This is a genomic window from Brevundimonas sp. FV1ye7S (assembly GCF_058680995.1).
The window spans coordinates 2,219,441-2,234,933 of the sequence record NZ_CM178726.1 but is presented as its reverse complement, the minus strand read 5'-3'; the positions used below and the strand labels follow the sequence as shown (position 1 = coordinate 2,234,933).

General features: G+C 65.9%; 15 protein-coding genes. 10 read left to right on the top strand and 5 right to left on the bottom strand.

Annotated features, from left to right (window positions below; genetic code table 11):
- Positions 1–14: 14 nt before the first annotated feature.
- From rplQ to ACW18C_RS10790, 5 genes are all read left to right on the top strand, one after another.
- Positions 15–434, top strand: coding sequence for a 50S ribosomal protein L17 (gene rplQ / locus ACW18C_RS10810; RefSeq protein ID WP_035307159.1), 420 nt, complete (start codon positions 15–17; stop codon positions 432–434).
- Between the two features lie 110 nt (positions 435–544).
- The gene (locus ACW18C_RS10805) at positions 545–1,501 is read left to right on the top strand and encodes a hypothetical protein (protein ID WP_492070873.1); all 957 of its coding nucleotides are present in this window, start codon (positions 545–547) and stop codon (positions 1,499–1,501) included.
- A 22-nt stretch (positions 1,502–1,523) separates the two neighbouring features.
- Positions 1,524–1,655, top strand: coding sequence for a hypothetical protein (locus tag ACW18C_RS10800; protein WP_492070872.1), 132 nt, complete (start codon positions 1,524–1,526; stop codon positions 1,653–1,655).
- A gap of 24 nt (positions 1,656–1,679) precedes the next feature.
- Complete coding sequence (locus ACW18C_RS10795; RefSeq protein WP_492070870.1) at positions 1,680–2,126, top strand: GNAT family N-acetyltransferase; 447 nt, start codon at positions 1,680–1,682, stop codon at positions 2,124–2,126.
- A gap of 188 nt (positions 2,127–2,314) precedes the next feature.
- Positions 2,315–3,244 carry a LysR substrate-binding domain-containing protein gene (locus ACW18C_RS10790; RefSeq protein WP_492070869.1) on the top strand — a complete coding sequence of 310 codons (930 nt, stop codon included), beginning with the start codon at positions 2,315–2,317 and terminating at the stop codon, positions 3,242–3,244.
- On the opposite strand, the gene ACW18C_RS10785 is transcribed toward ACW18C_RS10790, so the two are convergent.
- Together ACW18C_RS10785 and ACW18C_RS10780 are read right to left on the bottom strand one after the other, a co-directional pair.
- Positions 3,204–4,061, bottom strand: coding sequence for a hypothetical protein (locus tag ACW18C_RS10785; RefSeq protein WP_492070867.1), 858 nt, complete (start codon positions 4,059–4,061; stop codon positions 3,204–3,206). The genes ACW18C_RS10790 and ACW18C_RS10785 overlap by 41 nt on opposite strands.
- Positions 4,051–4,977: an ABC transporter ATP-binding protein gene (locus ACW18C_RS10780; protein WP_008260680.1), complete on the bottom strand. Its 927-nt coding sequence runs from the start codon at positions 4,975–4,977 to the stop codon at positions 4,051–4,053. The genes ACW18C_RS10785 and ACW18C_RS10780 overlap by 11 nt, the downstream gene beginning before the upstream one ends.
- A gap of 99 nt (positions 4,978–5,076) precedes the next feature.
- On the opposite strand from ACW18C_RS10780, the gene ACW18C_RS10775 reads away from it, so the two are divergent.
- Together ACW18C_RS10775 and ACW18C_RS10770 are read left to right on the top strand one after the other, a co-directional pair.
- Positions 5,077–6,333 (top strand): alkaline phosphatase family protein, encoded by a 1,257-nt coding sequence (locus ACW18C_RS10775; RefSeq protein ID WP_492070865.1) that lies wholly within the window; start codon positions 5,077–5,079, stop codon positions 6,331–6,333.
- Between the two features lie 754 nt (positions 6,334–7,087).
- Positions 7,088–7,324 carry a hypothetical protein gene (locus ACW18C_RS10770; RefSeq protein WP_008258972.1) on the top strand — a complete coding sequence of 79 codons (237 nt, stop codon included), beginning with the start codon at positions 7,088–7,090 and terminating at the stop codon, positions 7,322–7,324.
- Here the strand turns inward: ACW18C_RS10770 and udk are convergent.
- Positions 7,321–7,968 (bottom strand): uridine kinase, encoded by a 648-nt coding sequence (gene udk, locus ACW18C_RS10765; protein WP_492070863.1) that lies wholly within the window; start codon positions 7,966–7,968, stop codon positions 7,321–7,323. The genes ACW18C_RS10770 and udk overlap by 4 nt on opposite strands.
- Positions 7,969–8,157: 189 nt before the next feature.
- Here udk and ACW18C_RS10760 point away from each other — a divergent pair, with 189 nt between their 5' ends.
- A complete protein-coding gene (locus tag ACW18C_RS10760) occupies positions 8,158–9,792 on the top strand; it encodes a long-chain-fatty-acid--CoA ligase (RefSeq protein ID WP_492070861.1) in 1,635 nt (544 codons plus the stop codon).
- A gap of 15 nt (positions 9,793–9,807) precedes the next feature.
- Positions 9,808–10,494: a DUF1499 domain-containing protein gene (locus ACW18C_RS10755; RefSeq protein ID WP_492070859.1), complete on the top strand. Its 687-nt coding sequence runs from the start codon at positions 9,808–9,810 to the stop codon at positions 10,492–10,494.
- Here ACW18C_RS10755 and ACW18C_RS10750 read toward each other — a convergent pair.
- Together ACW18C_RS10750 and ACW18C_RS10745 are read right to left on the bottom strand one after the other, a co-directional pair.
- A complete protein-coding gene (locus tag ACW18C_RS10750) occupies positions 10,491–11,393 on the bottom strand; it encodes an MBL fold metallo-hydrolase (RefSeq protein ID WP_492074007.1) in 903 nt (300 codons plus the stop codon). The genes ACW18C_RS10755 and ACW18C_RS10750 overlap by 4 nt on opposite strands.
- Positions 11,394–11,612: 219 nt before the next feature.
- Complete coding sequence (locus tag ACW18C_RS10745; protein ID WP_492070858.1) at positions 11,613–12,143, bottom strand: hypothetical protein; 531 nt, start codon at positions 12,141–12,143, stop codon at positions 11,613–11,615.
- A gap of 318 nt (positions 12,144–12,461) precedes the next feature.
- Between ACW18C_RS10745 and ACW18C_RS10740 the strand changes: the two genes are divergently transcribed.
- Positions 12,462–15,383, top strand: coding sequence for a TonB-dependent receptor domain-containing protein (locus ACW18C_RS10740; RefSeq protein WP_492070857.1), 2,922 nt, complete (start codon positions 12,462–12,464; stop codon positions 15,381–15,383).
- Positions 15,384–15,493 lie beyond the last annotated feature (110 nt).

Sequence of the window (15,493 nt, the reverse complement as noted above, 5' to 3'; positions counted from 1 at the left end):
TAGGAGAGACCCAGATGCGCCACGGCGCCGCCCATCGTAAACTCGGTCGCACGACCAGCCACCGCACCGCCATGTTCGCGAACATGGCCGCCTCGCTGATCAAGCACGAGCAAATCACCACGACCCTGCCCAAGGCGAAGGAACTGCGTCCCTTCGTCGAGAAGCTGGTCACCCTGGCCAAGAAGGGCGATCTGCACGCCCGTCGTCAGGCCATCAGCCAGGTTCGCGACGTGCCGCAGGTCGGCAAGCTGTTCGAGACGCTCGGCCCGCGCTACAGCGAGCGTAACGGCGGCTATATCCGCATCATGAAGGCGGGCTTCCGCCACGGCGACAACGCCCCGATGGCCGTGATCGAGTTCGTCGATCGCGACGTCGAAGCCAAGGGCAAGGACTCCGGTCCGGTCCTGGCCTTCGAAGGCGACGACGAGGCTTAAGCCTTTCGTCTCTGACGAGACTGATGTTCGAAAGGGCGGCCGGAGCAATCCGGCCGCCCTTTTGTTTACCCCTGCCTGATATGCGAGCCTTATTCGCCGGAGCTCGTTCGATGCCGCATTCTCGTTTACTGGTCGCCGCCTCTATAGCAACGGTCCTGACTGGATGTGGTCGTGGACACGAAAAAATTGAGGTCACACAATCGTTTGATGAGGCTCGGGCGCGGTTTGACCAGAGCTTTGTTGGTCAAGTCGAACTGGATGACGGTGCCGAGCTGAGTTTGTATTCAGCCCATGAGCTAAAGGGCTGGGTGTGTGGTGAGATCGGCGGCGAAATACGAGATGTGTGTTTCGAAACTTCGCGAGCGCGCACGGTGCGTTATGAGGAAATCCAGACTGGTCAGCCGTCTCTCATAGCGGGCGTGGTCACCTTGGCGATAACGTGGCCAATCTTACTTGCCTATTGGGATGAGGATCGCAAAAACGCTAAGGCCGATCAGGCCGATCAGGCTGAGAAGCGCAGACAGGCGAAGACCGCAGCCCCGGCTGCGCAAGCGCGTCTGGCGCCCAGCCCACCGACCGCAAGCGACTACGAGTTGGATCAGCAGTTTTACACCCTCGCCAACTGTATGAAGGTCAAGTCCGTTGATCGGGATGCGACAAGCGGGGCAGAACTTGCTGATCAGGTGTGGCGCGATGGCAAGCGGTGCGCAGTCGAGGCCTCGGCTTGGTTCAAACTCAACAGAGATGTCGAACGCGCGCGCCGGCTTATGTTCGTGGGGCTGGCTCGGGATCGGTTTGAACGAATTCGCTGCCAAACGAACGAGGAGGGCCTGCGGGCGCCTAAGGTCGAGGATCGTTGGTTACTTTCCGACAGCTGGATGCAGGAGTTCCGAGCGGTTGTGGAGGATCCCTCGACATATGACTATGAGCCTGAATGGCAGATCTGCCGGTCGTTGATGAAAGATGTTCCCACGCCGTCAGATCAGGGCATGGCTGAGGCGCAAAAACGTGCGGTGTCTGGCTTCCCGTTGACCGAACTGCCGGCCGGCGGCGGCGGCCGGCTGTAAAGCTTCTGGGCAAGCCGACGTCGTGATCGAGTTCGTCGATCATGACGTCGAAGCCAAGGGTAAGGACTCCGGTCCGGTCCTGGCCTTCGAAGGCGACGACGAGACTGATGTTCGAAAGGGCGGCCGGATCGATCCGGCCGCCCTTTTGCTTTGACTGGACATGGGGCAAGAGGCGGGAATGACCGTCGCCATCGTCGATTATCGCCCCGACCACGCCGCCGCCTGGGCCCGGTTGAACGAGGCCTGGCTGGCCGAGGGCGGCTTCGCCATCGAGGCCAAGGACCGGCGCTCCATCGACGATCCGCACGGGGTCTTCATCGCTGGCGGCGGGAGGATCTTCATCGCCGAACGGGACGGGGAGGCGGTCGGCTGCTGCGCCCTGATCCGTATTCCTGACGGCTTTGAAGTGTCGAAGATGACGGTGACGCCCGCCGCGCGCGGTCTGGGCCTGGCGCGGCGTCTGCTGGAGGCCTGCGAGGCGGCGGGCGCGACCCTGCTGTATCTGGAGACCAACAGCGCCCTGAAGCCGGCCATCGCCCTGTACGAAAGCTTCGGCTTCATCCACCTGCCGCCCCGCCCGACCCCCTACGCCCGCGCCGACGTCTTCATGGAGAAACGGCTCTAACGGGTGAAGACCTCGGCCAGGGCCAGGATCCATATGAGCAGAACGCACAGGCCGTAGACTATCTTGTCCAGGCGGGTGCGTCGGGGCGGGCGCGGCGGCGGGTCGAACTGAGGCATGACCAGCTTGGAGCCGATTTCCCTGGAGGCCGAAATCGATTAAGCGGGCAGGGGTCTGTGAGGGGAAATCACATGAAGCCCGCCGCGCCGCCGCCCCTGAACGCCCTGCGCACCTTCGAGGCCTTCGCCCGCCACGGCAGCATGACCCGCGCCGCCGCCGAGCTTTGCGTCACCCATGGCGCGGTCAGTCGCCAGATTGCGGCCCTGCAGGCCTCGCTGGGCGTGGTGCTGGTGTCCGGCCCCCGTCACGCTCTGGTCCTGACCGAGGCGGGGTCGCAGTTGGCCGAGCGCCTGACCCCGGCCTTCGGCGCCATAGCCGACGCGGTCCAGGCGACCCGCCACGGCGCCGCGCGAGAGATCGAGATCTCCTGCCTGGGCACCTTCGCGCTGAAATGGCTGATCCCGCGCCTGCCGGGGTTTCTGGAAGCCCATCCCGAGGTGCGGGTGCGGTTGTCGGAATCCTATTCGCCGGTCGATTATCGGCGCGACCGGTTTGACGGCGCCATCCGCATCGTCGAGCCGGACGAGGTTCATCCGCGCGCCCAGGCGACACGTTTTCTGCCCCAGCATCAGGGACCGGTCGGGGCGCCGGATCTGATGGCGGGGCTTCCCACCCTGGCGGCCGTGGCCGGCGCGCCGCGTCTGCGCTCGGCCACCTTCCGTCGCGCCTGGCCGGCCTGGGCCGAGTTGGTGGGGCTGGACCTGCCCCCGGCCAGGGTGGAGCGCGAGTTCGCCCATAACCATTCGATGGTCGAGGCCGCCGTGTCCGGCATGGGCGTCGCCATCGCGCCCTGGGCCTTTGTGGCGCCGGACGTCGTGGCGGGGCGGCTGGCGGCCCCCTTCGGCTTTGTCGAACGTCCGTCCTGGTTCGCCTTCCTGTGTCCCGAGGGCCGCCGGGACGCCGCTGTGGACGCCTTCCGCGACTGGCTGGTGGTGGAAGGCGCGCTCAGCCCCCCGCCGCCTATTCCTTCGACAGATCCTGACGCTGGAACCAGGCGATAGAGGCCGCGACCGGCACGACGCACCACAGGGTCAGGCTGACGATCGCCTTCATGACCGCGCCTTCGGGCATGGGCATGGGGCCGGGAGAGACGGCGGCCTTCAGCGTGTCATAGGCCAGGCCGGGCAGAAGCAGCTGGGCGGCCCAGTCGGTCGGCGCCCAGCCGATCACGGGCGTCAGCGGCCCGCCCAGGATGGACTGGGCGAAGCCCAGGGCCCAGGGCACGAACAGCGCCGCCAGCAGCGAGCGACTGACCACCGCCGCCAGCAGGGCGATCAGGCCGTACTGGACGATGCGGATGAGGGACAACAGCCACAGCAGCAGGAACTGGCCCAGGTCGAAATCGGTCAGGTCGAACGCCATCGGCCGCCCGGTCACCACCGCCTGGGAGATGAAGAAGATGAAGGCGGCGACCAGCATGGCCAGCATGGCGATCATGGCCAGGGCCTTCATCACCCCGATCTTGCCCAGGATCAGCCAGGGCCGGCCGTTGCGGGCGCTGATCAGACGCCAGGTCTCCCAGCGATAGTCGCCGGCGTAGACGGTCGCCGCCGCCAGCAGCATGAAGGCCAGCAGCACGCCGTTCGCGCCGTAGGTGGCCGTGAAGCCCAGGGCGTCCGCCAGATTGACCGGCTGATTTCCCATCTCGGCGGGCAGACTGGCCTTGGCCGCCAGGGCGTCGCCCTTGGTCTTGGTGATGATGTGGAAGGCCACGCCGCCGATGATGAACAGCAGCGGCGTCAGCAGGACGCTGCAGAAGACCGCCGTCCGGTTCCGCGAGACGCGATAGGCCTCGGATTTCAGCGCATCAACCAGCATGATCGGTCCCCTTCACAGGCGCGCCCTGCACCCCGGTCCAGCCGGTCTCGCTCATGAAGACGTCTTCCAGGTCGGCGCCGATCCAGCGGGCCTCCTCGATCTCGACCCCCGCCTCGACCAGGGCGCGGATCGTCGCCGCCGCCTCGGCGCGCGGCACGGCGGCGATCAGGGCGTCGCCGTCCAGCGTCGCCCGGTCGCCCAGCACGCCCAGGGCCCTGGCCAGGGGTGTGACCGACAGGCGCAGCCGCTCGCCCGAGGCGGTCAGGTCCGAGACCCGACCCTCGGTGATCACCTTGCCCTTGTTGAAGATGGCGACGCGGTCGCAGACGCGTTGGACCTCCTGCAACTGGTGGCTGGCCAGGATGACGGTCACGCCGTCGTCGTCGGCCAGGCTGCGGATCAGGGCCCGCATCTCCTGGATGCCGGGCGGATCCATGCCGCTGGTCGGTTCATCCAGGATGACCAGGTCGGGCCTGGTCATCAGGGCCGCCGCCACGCCCAGCCGCTGCAGCATGCCGACCGAGAAGCCGCGCACCCGCCGGTCCGCCGCCTCGGCCAGGCCGACCCGCTTCAGCCAGGCCTCGATCTCGGCGGTCGGCACGCCGCCGTGGGCGTAGCTCAGCCAGACCAGCACCTGGCGCGCCGTCATGAAGGGGGGAAAGCGCGGGGTTTCGATCATCGCGCCCATGCGCCGCGTCGCCGCCGGATCGCCGATCCGCCCGCCCATGACCGTGGCCTCGCCCGCAGTCGGACGGATCAGGCCCAGCAGGGTGCGGAACAGGGTCGACTTGCCGGCGCCGTTCGGCCCCAGAATGCCATAGACCCCGCCGCGCGGGATCGACAGGGTCAGGCCGTCTAGGGCCCTGACCGTCCCATAGGTCTTGGTCAGGCCGCGGATTTCGATGACGGTTTCCATGAGGCGAGCTTGGCCCGCGAACGCCGTTCCGACAAGCCGTCGCGCGGTTGTCGTCCATTAAGTTTAGGCAATGGTTCCATGTCGCTTCGGAGTTCGCCCATGTCCCGCTTCCTGGTTTCCGGCCTGGCGCTCGTCGCCGCACTGGCGGTTGCGTCCTGCGCCGGGGCGCCGGCCTCGACCGCTCCGGTCACGCAATCCCCGGTCGTTTCGGCCGTTGCGACTCAGGCCGGCCGTCCGGACCCGGTGATTCTGATTTCCATCGACGGCTTCCGCCCCGACTATCTGGGCCGGGGGGCGACGCCGGTCATGGATGGCCTGGTCGCCGGCGGCGCCTTCGGGCCGATGCGTCCGTCCTTTCCCAGCGTGACCTTCCCCAACCACTATACGCTGGTGACGGGCCTGCACCCGGACCACCACGGGATCGTCGGCAACCGCTTCACCGACGCCGAACTGGGCGTCTTCACCATGGCCAGCAAGGAGAGCGGCTTCTGGGACCAGGCCGAGCCGATCTGGGTCTCGGCCGAGAAGGCGGGCGTCCGCACCGGGACCATGTTCTGGCCGGGCTCCGAGGTCGACATCCACGGTGTCCGGCCCAGTCGTTGGGAGCCCTTCGACCAGTCGATGTCGGGCGACGCCCGGGTGGACCGGATCCTGTCGTGGCTGGACCTGCCCGCCGATCAGCGGCCGAGGTTCGAGACCCTCTATTTCGACATCGTCGACAGCGCCGGTCACCGTCATGGGCCGGATGCGGCCGAGACCCGCGCCGCCGTCGCCTCGGTGGACGCCTCCATCGGTCGGTTGGTCGAGGGTCTGAAGGCGAGGGGACTCTATGACCGAACGCTTCTGGTCCTCGTGTCCGACCACGGCATGGCCGCCACCTCGCCGGACCGGGTGGTGTGGATCGACGACATCATCGATCCGGCGGCGCTCCAGATCGGTTATGGCGGCGCGGTCCTGACCGCCGACCCCGCGCCGGGCCGCGAGGCCGAGGTGCAGCAGAAGCTGGTCGGGCGTCATCCGCACATGGAATGCTGGAACAAGGCCGATGTCCCCGCCCGCCTGGTCTATGGCTCGAATCCGCGCGTGGCCCGGATCGTCTGCCTGGTCGAGACCGGCTGGCTGACCGCCACGCGCGACCGGCCCGTCACGCGGCCCGGCGGCGCCCACGGCTATGACAATCAGGCGCCCGAGATGCAGGCCCTGTTCATCGCCCATGGCCCCGGCGTCATCCCCGGCCGCCGCCTGACCGACCTCGACAGCGTCGATGTCCAGCCCTTCCTGGCCCGCATGCTGGGCGTCACCGCGCCCCATGGCGACGGCCGGGCCGAGGACACCCTGCCGGTCACCACGCAGTAGAACGCCGGCTCCGCGCCCCAGACCCTCTCCCGCTTGCGGGAGAGACCATCCCCCGCGTCCGCGCAGCGGACCAGGGTCGGAGAGGGAAGTCTTCTTCCAGAAGCCAGCAAGGGTCATCATCACCGCCGGAGTCGCCCCCTCCGTCACGGCGCTCTGCGCCGCGCCACCTCCCCCAAGGGGGGAGGAATGCGAACACCAAAATCCTCCCCCCCTGGGGGAGGTGGATCGCCGGCGAAGCCGGCGAGACGGAGGGGGCCCGAACGGCGCCAACTGTCACAATGACGCTGGTCCTGCCGTAACGATTCCAATCCCTTGTCAGATTCTCGCCCCGACTTCCCCGCCAGGGTTTCCCCGTCCCCTATAATCACGCCCGGTCTCGTCGCTTGGAGGGCTCGTAAGGCCTGCGACCTTGCGGCGGCGAGAGCGGATGGAACGGGAGCGGGGGTGCAACTCCTCCGCGCCGACGGCGTCTCAGGACGTCGCCGGAGGGTCGAGGGGGATACTCGATCGCACTCGGGACGGTTCTTCGCAGGGACCGCCGACCCGTCGCAGGCTTATGGGGTTAGGCGATAAGACCGCCACCGCTCGGCGCCCCGAGCTTGCAGGCCAACCATTCGCGCGGGGCGTCAAACCTTCGTCGAAACGGTACTCAAAACACAAAACTCCGGGCGAAGGCCCGGCGCCCCGCCCAGCCCTCCAGAACTTCGCAGCGAAAGCGCGAGGACGATCAGACCTGTCCTGAAAGGAGCCGTTGATGGCCCGTCCCAGACCCCCTCGTCCCAGACCTGGCCGCGGCCTGCCGCCGCCGGAAAGGCGCAGTCCTGAAGAACAGGCGGAAGACGACCGCCTGCGGGCGGAACTGGTCATCCAGTGCGCCCGGATGGACGCCATACTGGCCGACAAGTGGGCTGAGGCGGCGGAGCAGGTTCGCATCCAGGCCGAACGGGCCGCCGCCGGCGCCGTCTTCGCGGACGACGATCCCTGGTTTTAGGCCTCCAGCAGCGGCTGGAGCAGCGGATGGGCCAGGACCGGCGCGGCCAGGCGCACCACGGCCTGCGGATCCTCCAGCCGCACCGCCGCTGTGGCGTCGGCGATGATGAAGTCGGCATGGGTGCGCGACGGCTCGGTCAGCCGTTCGTGGCCCGGCCGCACCGTCGCCAGATACTGGGCCACGACCGAATCCGCCGAACGGCCGCGTTCGGACTGGTCGCGCAACAGGCGGCGAATGAAACGGATGTCGGACGGGGTGTCGACGAAGACCCGGATGTCGAACAGGGCCGTCAGTTCGGGGGTGCACAGCACATGGGTGCCCTCGACGATCACCACCTGGCTGGCGGGGATCGGCTCGCCGCCCGGCTCGCGGCCGTGATGGATGAAGGAATAGACCGGCGCCGTGACCGGCCGCCCGGCCTTCAGGTCCATCAGGTCGGCGATCATCAGGGCGTGGTCGCGCGCCGCCACATCGTCGAAGTCGAAGGTGGCCGCGTCGAAGCCGGGCAGGGAGGCCGCGTCCCGATAATAGGAATCCTCGCGCACCAGCACCGCCTTGCCCTCCGGCAGGGCCGAGACCAGGGCCTCGGCCAGGGTGCTCTTGCCGGAGCCGGAGCCCCCCGTGATCGCGATCAATATGGTCATGGCCGGCCTTCTAGAACGTCGGCGAAGCCTGCGCCACAGCGGCTTGCGCGAGCAGCCCCCGCCAGACGATCCGGGGGCGATCCGTCGCGCCGGCCCTTCCCTCGGTCACGTTGCTTATCGCCGATAACCAAGTTAGCGTCCGGGCAAGCGTCGCCTCGAGCAGACGCATCCATAGGAACAGGAAACGACATGCTGGGCTTGATGCAGGACTGGCCGCTGACGGTCGACAAGATCATCGACCACGCCAAACACTGGCACGGCGACCGCGAGGTGGTGACGCGCTCGGTCGAGGGGCCGATCGTCCGCACCACCTATGGCCGGATTCACGACCGGGCCAGGCGCGTCTCCAACGCCCTCAAGGCCTGGGGGATCGCGCCCGGCGACCGCGTCGCCACCCTGGCCTGGAACACCGACAAACATATCGAGACCTGGTACGGCGTCATGGGGATCGGCGCGGTCTGCCACACCCTGAACCCGCGCCTGTTTCCCGAGCAGCTGGTCTACATCATCAACCACGCCGAGGACCGGGTCATCTTCACCGACCTGACCTTCGTACCGTTGCTGGAAGCCATCCTGCCGCACCTGCCCAAGGTCGAGCGCGTCATCATCATGACCGACGACGCCCATATGCCGCAGACGACTCTGCCCCGGGCCGAGGCCTATGAGACGGTGATCGCAGGTCAGTCGGCCGAGGTGGTCTGGGGCGATTTCGACGAACAGACCGCCTGCGGCCTGTGCTACACCTCGGGCACCACGGGCCATCCCAAGGGCGTGCTCTATTCGCACCGCTCGAACTTCATCCATACCCTGCTGGGCCTGCAGTCCACCGTCCTGGGCGCCACGCCCAACGAGGTGATCCTGCCCGTCGTGCCGATGTTCCACGCCAACGCCTGGGGCATCGCCTTCGGCGGACCGGCGGCCGGCGCCAAACTGGTCATGCCGGGCGCCAAGATGGACGGCGCCTCGATCTACGAACTGCTGGAGAGCGAAAAGGTCACCTTCTCCGCCGCCGTGCCCACCGTCTGGCAGGGGCTGCTGGGCCATATGAAGCAGAACGACCTGCGGCTCTCGACGGTCAAGCGCGTGTTGATCGGCGGCTCCGCCGTGCCCGAAAGCCTGATCCGCGCCTTCCACGACGACTATGGGATCGAGGTGCTGCAGGGCTGGGGCATGACCGAGACCTCGCCCATCGGCACCCTGTCGAACATGACCCCCGAACTGGCGGACAAGCCGTTCGAGGAACAGCTGAAATGGCGCGTCAAACAGGGCACGCCGCCGCTGGGCGTCGAGCTGAAGCTCAAGAACGACGCCGGGGCGGCCCTGCCGCACGATGGCGTGACCTTCGGCCATCTGATGGTCAAGGGTCCGACCGTCGCCCGCGCCTATTTCCGCGAGGAGGGCGACATCGTCGACGACGAGGGCTTCTTCGACACCGGCGACGTGGCGACGGTCGACGACCTGGGCTTCATGCAGATCACCGACCGGTCCAAGGACGTGATCAAGTCCGGCGGCGAGTGGATCAGCTCCATCGAGATCGAGAATATCGCCGTCGGCCACCCGAAGGTCGAGCTGGCCGCCGTCATCGGCGCCGCCCACGCCAAATGGGACGAACGGCCGGTCCTGATCGTGCGGCTCAAGGACGGCGAGACCCTGGACAAGCAGGAGCATCTCGCCTTCCTGCATGGCAAGATCGCCAAATGGTGGATGCCCGACGACGTGGTCGCCGTGGACGAGATTCCGCTGGGCGCCACCGGCAAGATCGACAAGAAGCTTCTACGCGAGCGGATGAAGGACTACCGCTTGCCAGAGATCCAGCCTGGTTGAAGATCCGGAGCGCCGATGTCGTCGAAAAAGCCTGTCCCCGCCCTGATCCCGGGGTTGACCGCCCTGACGGCGGTCGCCCCGGTCCTGGTGGTCGCGGCCATGGCGGCGACCCTGTTCGGCGGCGTCGATCGAGCCGTCACCTATGACCTGCTGACCTGGACCGTGGCGCGAGGCCTGGCCTGGGTCGGGACGGCGGCCGCCCTTCTCGTGCTGGCCCTGGCGCTGCGAGACCTCGGCCGGCGCTGGATCTTCGCCGTCGTCGCCCTGGTCCTGGCCGGCGCGACCCTGGCGGCGTTTCTGCATCAGGGACAGCGGCTGGCCCAGCCGTCCCCGCGCGACATCAGCACCAATGTGGCCGAACCCCCGGCCTACAGTCGCCTGGCGGCCCTGCATCCGGACGCCTCCGGCGTGACCGGCCCCGAATCCTGTTCGGCCGCCCGTTCGATCCCGACCCAGGTCCTGGCCCAGCAGGCCGTCTCGGCCCTGGTCGACGCCGGCTTCCCGATCGTCCGCGCCTCGACCTTCGAGGTCGAGGGCGTTCACGAAGGCGCCTGGTTCGGCTTCGCCTATGACGCCGTCGTCCGCATCCGCCCCGGCCGCACCGACATCCGCGTCACCGCCCGCGACTCCCGCCCCGACGGCGGCGCGACCTGCCGCCTGATGAACAGGATCGTCACCGCCCTGGAAGAGGAGATCCGCTAGGCCAGGTGGAACACGTCCCCCAGGCCCGGCTCCGGTTCTGCCGTCGCCGCCCCGTCCTCCACCAGCTTGATCAGATGGGCCAGGACCGACAGCGACGCCGCAGGCCACAGCCGCTGATCCACCGCCGCATAGAGCACCGGCACCATCTCCGCCACGCTCCGGTCCCCCGCCCGCAGCCGCGTCAGCACCTGGGCCTCCCGCTCCAGCCGGTGCGCGCGATAGGCGGCCAGGAAGGGGGCGGGCTGCGTCACCGGCGCCCCGTGCGTCGGCCACAGCGTGGCGAAGTCCCGGGCGATCACCGCATCCAGGCTGGCCATGTAATCACGCATGTTTCCGTCCGGGGGCGCCACCACCGTCGTCGCCCAACCCATGACGTGATCCCCGCTGAACAGGGCGTTTTCCTCCCTCAGCACGAAGGCCATGTGATTTGACGCATGGCCCGGCGTGAACATCGCCTCCATCGTCCAGCCGTCGCCCTCGATGATTTCGCCGCCCGTCAGAACCTGATCGGGCGCAAAGACCGCGTCCTCATCCTCGTCCAGCCCGCCCGAGGCGTGCGTCTCCTGCGCCGGCGGCCGGGCGGCCAGGATTACGGCGCCGGTCCGCTCGGCGAAGGGGCGGGCGAGGGGAGCGTGATCGCGGTGCGTATGGGTCACCAGCAAATGGCTGACCGTCCGCCCTTCGACCGCAGCCAGCAAGGCCTCCAGATGCGCCGGGTCCAGCGGCCCCGGATCGATCACCGCGACCGCTGATCCCGCCTCGGGCGGTCCGACCACATAGGTCCCGGTTCCGGTGAAGGTGAACGGCCCCGGATTGGACGCGATCACCCGCTGGATCAGGGGCGAAACCTGGTCGCGCCGTCCATAGGCGAAGTCGAACTCACGCACGAAGGGAATCATCACCGACCTGTCCGCATCTGGCGCGGGCCTTGCCTTAACCTCTTGGTAACCCTTGCCGGAGCGCCCGCCATGGCCCGATCAATCGCCTTCGCTGTCTCAAATCGGCTCCAGCCCATCGCGGCGGCCCTTCTCTGTCTCATGGCGACGCAGTTGATCGCCGCCTCCTGCACGCCGGAGCCGGCGCCCTACGCCAGTCGGGTGGCGATTCAGCGATGACGTCTACTGCCGACGGACGCGAACAGCACGGCTGTTGGAGATCGTCAGCATATAGCTTCCCAGCGATGCCCGGCGAACGCGCACGGGCTCACCTTCACGACTTCTGAAGCGGACAGCGCCTGAATCGATCTGCCGCCATTCGGATCCGTCCGCCAGCCGGAACAGCCACTTGCCCTCGCCGGAGGGGCTGGCGGAAAGCAGCGTGGTCTCGATCGCTTCGATCTGCGGCTCCGGGGACAGGTCTGTGCGTCCCGCAAACGGATTGGTGATCTGGAACCCAAACAACTGGCGGTTCGTTTCGCGCACCTGCGCTCGATCAAGCACGACGACTTCGCCAGTGCGCTCGGCCGCTTCGAGCGCTGCGACCGCGCGATCGAAACACAAAAGGCGATCTGCGTCCCGCGTGACCTCGCGACAGCGGGTGAGATCAATGAGCCTTTCCGCTCGCTCCCCTTCTTGCGCCGGGGCGGCCGCCGTTGATCCTGCGAAGATTGTGGCTGAAATACCGACCAAGGCTGCCATAAAGTACCGCAAATTCCCGCCTCCATTTGCTCAGAAAAGAGAAAATATAACCAATTTGCCTCGGAGATTACGGTGATTCTGCATCTTCGCGCCGGAGGTGTCTATGGCGTGGCGATTTTACGACAGTCCTGCCACAATGGGGTTGCCATTGTGTAATTAGCATGGCGGCGCGGACGAAGGCGGGCCAACACTTCACTGTTCGTGTCACGCCGGAAACGGAGATGCGACAAGCAATGTCTTCGGAGTCCTTGGCCCCGAACGCGATTTGAACCTTGGAGGGTTATCAACGTGAGATCACAGAACCAGCGTCGACGTCTGCTGGCATCGACCATGATCGCAGGCTTCGCCGCCATCGGTATGGCGGCGCCTGCTGTAGCCCAATCGACTCAGGACGAACCGGCGTCGGTGTCGGAAATCGTCGTCACGGGTTCGCGCATTCGCCAAGCGAATTTGACCACGACCAGCCCGGTGACCCAGGTTACGGCTGAGGACGTGCGTGAATCGGGCGTCAGTCGCGTTGAAGATCTGGTCACCCAGCTGCCGCAAGCCTTTGCGGCTCAGAATTCGACCGTGTCCAACGGCGCCTCGGGCACCGCCACGGTTTCGCTGCGGAACCTTGGCGCGACCCGCACCCTGGTGCTGATCGACGGCAAGCGGATGGCGTATGGTTCGCCACTGGATGCGGCCGCCGACCTCAACCAGATCCCGGCCCAACTGGTTGAGCGCGTCGAAGTGCTGACCGGGGGCGCCTCGGCCGTCTACGGTTCGGATGCGATTGCCGGCGTCGTCAATTTCATCATGAAGAAGGACTTCGAAGGCCTCGAGATCACGGCCCAGTACGGCCAGTACCTCCACCACAATGATTACGATGGCCCGGGCAATCTGCGCTCGGTGATCGAGGGGCGCGGTGCGACCAACCCGTCGCAGTTCCAACTGCCGGACGACGATGTGCAGACCGGTTTCAGCCGGGAGATCACCGCCATCATGGGTGTGAGCTCGCCTGACGGGAAGGGCAATATCACGGCCTATGCCGGATATCGTAAGAACAACAAGGTTCTGGGGCGCGATTACGACTACGCGTCGTGCTCCTTGGGTGGTGAAGACGCGGGCAGCTTTACCTGCGGTGGCTCTAGTACGTCCTTCCCTGGTCGGTTTACGGATTTCGCGAACTTTAACTACACGCTTGATGCGTCCGGAAACTTCATACCGTACAGCGCGGCAAGAGACGCCTATAATTTCGGCCCTCTGAACTACTACCAACGTCCTGACGAACGCTACAATCTCGGCGCCATGGGCCATTACCAGGTCAACGACAAGATTGAGGTTTTCACTCAGTTGATGTTCAGCGACTATCAATCGGTCGCTCAGATCGCGCCATCCGGCAACTTCGGCAACACGACCACCATCAACTGTGACAATCCGCTGCTGTCAGCCAGTCAGGCGGCAGGGATCGGCTGCACGCCGGCAGACATCGCGGCTGGGACCGACACCGATCTCTACATCCTTCGTCGCAACGTAGAAGGGGGGGGGCGTCAGTCGCACCTCGATTACACGTCCTATCGCGGGGTCATCGGGATGCGCGGTGATCTTGATGATGCGTGGAGCTATGAAGTTTCGGCCCAATACGCCAAGGTCAAGCTCTCGCAGATTTACCGGAACGAGTTCTCGGTCGCTCGCCTGACGCGTGCGCTGGACGTCGTTGCTGATCCGGTTTCGGGCGCTCCGGTTTGTTCTTCGGTGCTGGATGGGACTGATCCAAACTGCGTCCCTTACAACGTCTTCTCTGCCGGAGGCGTGACACAGGAAACTCTGGATTACCTCCAGGTGCCCCTGGTGATGACGGGCTATACCGAGCAGCAGGTCGTCACGGCGTCGGTTACCGGCGATCTGACGGAGCGCGGCGTCGTGTCGCCGTGGGCCTCTCGCGGCCTGCAAGTGGCGCTGGGCGCCGAGTATCGTCGGGACGCGCTCGATCTGGTGACTGACGTGACCTACTCGACGGGCGACGGGGCTGGGCAAGGCGGACCCACCATCGGACTCGGCGGCGCCCAGTCCACCTACGATCTGTTCGGCGAGTTCCAGATGCCGATCGTCGAGGGCCTGCCCTTTGCAGATTCGATCACCGTGGACGGCGCCTATCGCGCGTCGGACTATGCGCTTGGCGGCAAGACCGACACTTGGAAGGTCGGCATGGACTACGCCCCCGTCTCCGACATCCGATTCCGCGCGAGCTATCAGTCGGCCACACGGGCCCCCAACGTCATCGATCTTTTCACGGCCGAAGGGTTCAATCTGTTCGATCTTGACGTCGATCCTTGCGATGCAACCAGCGCCGCCACCTATGCAGGCAATGCGGCATGTATCGGAACGAACCCGTGGCAAGTGACCCTGGATCAAGCCAACAGCGGCTTCCTGAGCAATGATGCTGGACAGTATAATCGTCTTCAAAGCGGTACTTCCACTCTGAGCCCTGAAGATTCAGAGACAACCACCTTTGGTATTGTCTTTACCCCGAGCTTCCTGCCTGGTTTCAATATGTCGATCGACTACTTCGACATTAAAATCACGAACCTCATTCAGCCTCTCGGCGGGGCGAATATCGCGACCTATTGCTACACATTGGGAGACCTGGGCGCCTGTAACCTTATCAACCGAAACGATAATGGAAACTTCTGGTCAGGCGACGGCTACATCGAAGACCGGAACACCAACATCGGCGGCCTGGCGACTTCGGGTATCGATTTCGTCGGCGGCTATAATCTGCCGCTCGAAGACTGGGGCGTATCCAACTGGGGTACGATTGGCTTGAGCTTCACGGGCACCTGGCTCGAGAAGCTGGAAACCGACACGGGCCTCGATGTCTTCGATTGCGCGGGCAAGTTCGGCAATACTTGTGCGGCGAACGATATCGCGGCCTCTCCGGAATGGCGTCATCGCGCCGCTGTTTCTTGGGGTACTCCGGTTGAAGGCGTGAACCTTGGCCTGACGTGGCGTTACATCTCCGCAGTCGATCTGGACTCGGGCGTCACCACCCGTCTGGACAGCACCCTGGAAGAGCAGCACTACTTCGATCTGAACGGGTCGTGGCAGCTGCGTGACAACGTCACGGTTCGCGGCGGCGTCAACAATATCCTCGATAACGACCCGCCGCTGTCCTACTCGGTCGGCACCACGGGCAACAACAACACCTATCCGCAAGTCTATGATGCGATGGGCCGTTACGCCTTCATCAGCGTGACCGCGAGCTTCTAAGCTCACATTCAGTCAAGTCGGACGGGGCGGCCAACCTTTGGGTTGGCCGCCCTATCTTTTTTGTGGCCGCAGAAAAACCATTCCGGCGGTCAAGCGTTACGGTGCCGAGA